Origin of the sequence: Cellulomonas sp. (assembly GCF_036279715.1) — a bacterium.
GTDB lineage: Bacteria > Actinomycetota > Actinomycetes > Actinomycetales > Cellulomonadaceae > Cellulomonas_A.
On sequence record NZ_DASUIR010000032.1, the window covers coordinates 1 to 3,928 of the forward strand.

A 3,928-nucleotide genomic window follows, 5' to 3' on the forward strand; every position below is an offset into this window, starting at 1 on the left:
TGGAAGTTCCCGACAAGCACGCCCAGCTGGCCCGGTGGGTGCGGACGACGTGCTGGCGCTTGCGTCGCAATCCTGCGCCGGGGCGGTCTCGGGGGTTGGCGAAACGCCGGGGGCTGCGGCTCAGCCCGTGTTCTGCAGGCCGGCGGCCACTCCGTTGACGGTCAGCAGCAGCAGGCGGCGCAGGTCGTCGACGTCGTCGGGCGCGGCTCCCGCGCGCAGTCGCTTCAGTGCCCGGAGCTGCAGGAGGGATAGCGCGTCGATGTACGGGCTGCGCAGCTGGACGGCGCGCCCCAGCACTCGGCGATGGGACAGCGCGCTGTCGCTGCCGGTGATGGCGAGAACCCATCGGCGAGTCAGTCCCATCTCGTCGAGGACGAGGTCCGCGAGGTCGGGGCGGTCACCGAGCGCCAGGTAGCGCGCGGCGATGCGCTCATGGGTCTTCGCGAGGGACATCTCGACGTTGTCGACGATCGTTGCGAACAGCGGCCAGTCCGCGTAGGCGGTCTGCAGCTCGGCGAGGTCAGCCACCTCATCGAGCGCTGTGCCCAGGCCGAACCAGCCCGCCAGGTTCGTGCGGGCTTGGGACCAGGAGAACACCCACGGGATGGCGCGCAGATCCTCGAGCGACTCCACGTCTGGCCCGCGACGGGCCGGGCGCGAGCCGAGCGGGAGGAGACCGATCTCTTCCAGCGGGGTCACCTCGGCGAACCACCGAGGGAAGCCCTTGGCGCCGACCAGCTCGCGGAAGCGGGCGCGCGAGGCCCGGTCGAGCGCGGACGCGAGGGGTGCGAACCGCTCGGTCGCCGCCGCGTTTCGCGCCGCCACGGATGGGGCGCCGGCGAGAAGCGTCGCGGCGGCGACCTGCTCGATGTGCCGGGCGGCGATCACCGGGTCCCCGTACCGGGCGAAGATGACCTCGCCCTGTTCGGTGACCTTGAACCGGCCATCCACCGAACCGGGCGGCTGCGCGAGCAGCGCCCTGTTGGCGGGACCGCCTCCGCGTCCCAGCGCCCCGCCGCGACCGTGGAAGAGGGTCAGGGTGACGTCATGGGTCCGGGCCCATTGCGTGATGTTGCTCTGTGCGACGTCGAGCACGAGCGTTGCCGCGACAGGCCCGACGTCCTTGGAGGAGTCGGAGTAGCCGAGCATGACCTCGACCCGGCGGCCGTTGACCGCCAGGCGGCGCTGCACCGCCGGCAGCTGAACCATCCCCTCCAAGATGTCGACGCTCGCCTCCAGGTCCGCGGACGTCTCGAACAGGGGCACGACGTCGATGACCGGGGCCTGGGTCGGATCCGGGAACACGAGCGCGGCGAGCTCGTAGACGGCCGCGACGTGCCGTGCGCTGCGCGTGAACGAGACGATGTAGCGCTGGGCGGCCTGAGCACCGTGGCGGCGCTGGACGGCGCCGATCGCCCGGAAGGTGTCCAGCACTTCGTGCGTCACCGCGGAGAGCGGTCCGTCGATGCCGTGCTCGGCGATCTCAGCGAGTGCCGCATCGTGCACCCGGGAGTGCTGGCGCACCTCGAGCTCGGCCAGGTGGAACCCGAAGGTCTGCACCTGCCAGATGAGGTGTTGCAGGTCCCCGTAGGCCGCACGCGGGGCGCCGGCCTCGAGCAGTGAGCGCTGCACGACGGCCAGGTCCGCCTCGAGCTGGTCGGGGTTCGCGTAGGCCAGGTCAGCGTCCCGGCGCCGCGTTGCGCCGATGCGCTCCGCGACGACGAGCAGTGCGCGCCGGTGCGGCTCGTTCTGCGCGTTGCCGCCCACGTGCGTGGTCACGGTCTCCGACAGCTCACGCTGGCGCTGCCACAGCGTGAGCAGCTCGGGCGACGCGGGGGTGCCGTTGCCGTCGTGGGTGAGCGCGTCGCCCGCGCGCCGCGCCGCCGCCTCCAGAGCGACCAATACGTGCTCAGATGCGATCACGGCGGCGGCGCGCGTCACGTCCGGTGTGACGTTGGGGTTGCCGTCGCGGTCCCCGCCGATCCAGGTGCCGAGCCTGGCGAACGGGCGGACGACCGGCGCCTTCGTTCCTGCGGCGTCGCCCAGGATCCAGTCGTCGAGCCGCCGGTACACCGACGGGAACACGTCGAAGAACGTGGCGTCGAAGACCGCCATCACGGTGCGGACCTCGTCCAGCACGGTGGGTTTGGCGGCACGCAGCGGCGACGTGTGCCACAGCGTGTCGATCTCGGCGAGCAGGCGCCGTTCATTCTCGGCAAGCGAGGTCCCGCCGATGTACAGCGCGTCGCGCTCCATGATCAGCTCCGAGATCCGCCTGATCGCGCTCGCCACGGCGCGCCGACGTGCCTCGGTGGGGTGTGCCGTGACGACCGGGCGGAACTCGAGCGCCTGCAGGCGTCCGACCGCGGCCTCGAACCCGATCTCCTGAGCGAGTGCGGCCACCGCGGCGGGCAGTGAGTCGTCCGGAGCGAGCTCGTGCGGGGCATGGAGGGACTCCCGCTCGCGCAGTATGCGCACCCGGTGGTACTCCTCGGCGAGGTTGGCCAGGTGGAAATAGCACGAGAACGCGCGCGCGACCTGTTCGGCACGCTGCGCCGAGAAGCCCTCGACCAGCGCCTCCGCCTGCTCGAGCGCGTCCATGCCCTGTTCGTCGTGCGCCAGGATCGTGAGCTCGCGCAGAGACTCGACGTCTGCCAGGAGGTCCTCGCCGCCCGCCTCGCGCAGGACCCTGCCCAACAGCCCACCGAGAAGGCGGACGTCGTTGCGCAGCGCATCGGGCACGTCATGGTGGGCGAGACCGCGCCGAGCGTCCTGTGGGGTGTTCTTGGCAGGCACAGGATGGAGACTAGAGCCAGTGCGCGGGAACCGGACTCGGCGACCAGGGTTCGGTCATCGAGCGGGATCAATCATCCGTCCCGGTGGCCACGCGTGCCGTGCGGTCATCCGGATGGTCATCGTCCTCATCACCTGGAACCGGATCGGTTGCTCGAGCCGGTACCGACCCGAACCACGGCAGTCGCTTGAGCTCGCTCCGTCGCGCGCGTGGCCCGGTGGTGCGTCAATGGCGCCCACTCGGGTTCAGGGTCTTGCGCAGGTCGAAGTTGAGCTGGGAGATCACCTCGAGCGGGACCCCGGCCGGGCACACCGCGGCGCACTCACCGATGTTGGTGCATCCGCCGAACCCTTCGGCGTCCTGCTGGTTGAGCATGGACACCACACGTGCGGCGCGTTCGGGCTGACCCTGCGGGAGTGCGCCCAGGTGGGTGATCTTCGCGGCCGTGAACAGCATGGCCGAGGCGTTCGGGCATGCCGCCACGCACGCGCCGCAGCCGATGCAGGCCGCAGCCTCGAACGCACGGTCGGCATCCTCTTTGGGTACAGGCGTGGCGTGCGCCTCGGGCGCAGCGCCGGTGTTGATGCTGACGAAACCGCCTGCCGCGATGATCCGGTCGAAGGCGCCGCGGTTGACCACCAGGTCCTTGATCACCGGGAACGGATCGGCGCGCCAGGGCTCGACGGTGATCGTGTCGCCGTCGGCGAACGAGCGCATGTGCAGCTGGCAGGTGGTCGTGCGTTCGGGCCCGTGCGCGACCCCGTCGATCACCACCCCGCATGACCCGCAGATCCCTTCGCGGCAGTCGTGGTCGAACGCCACAGGTTCCTCACCCTGGTGGGTGAGGTCTTCGTTGAGCACGTCGAGCATCTCCAGGAACGACATGTCCGCCGAGATGCCCTCACGCTCGTAGGCCACGAGGCGCCCGGGGCTCTCGGCGTTCTTCTGGCGCCAGATCTTCAGGGTGATCTTCACTTGTAGCTCCGCTGCTTCAGCTCGATGTCGTCGTATTGCAGGGCTTCCTTGCGCAGCACGGGCGGGTTGTCCTTTCCGGTCCACTGCCACGCGGCGACGTAGGCGAAGTCTTCGTCATTGCGCAGCGCCTCACCGTCCTCGGTCTGGCTCTCTGCGCGA

General features: G+C 70.4%; 2 protein-coding genes. Both read right to left on the reverse strand.

The genetic code is table 11. The annotated features are described in order from the left end of the window. Nucleotides 1–120: 120 nt before the first annotated feature. Entirely contained in the window at nucleotides 121–2,796 is a 2,676-nt protein-coding gene (locus VFW79_RS03650) for a phosphoenolpyruvate carboxylase (RefSeq protein WP_329675954.1), read from the reverse strand. Between the two features lie 223 nt (nucleotides 2,797–3,019). Beyond that, on the reverse strand, nucleotides 3,020–3,769 hold the full coding sequence (locus VFW79_RS03655) for a succinate dehydrogenase/fumarate reductase iron-sulfur subunit (RefSeq protein WP_329675955.1): 750 nt from the start codon (nucleotides 3,767–3,769) through the stop codon (nucleotides 3,020–3,022). Nucleotides 3,770–3,928 lie beyond the last annotated feature (159 nt).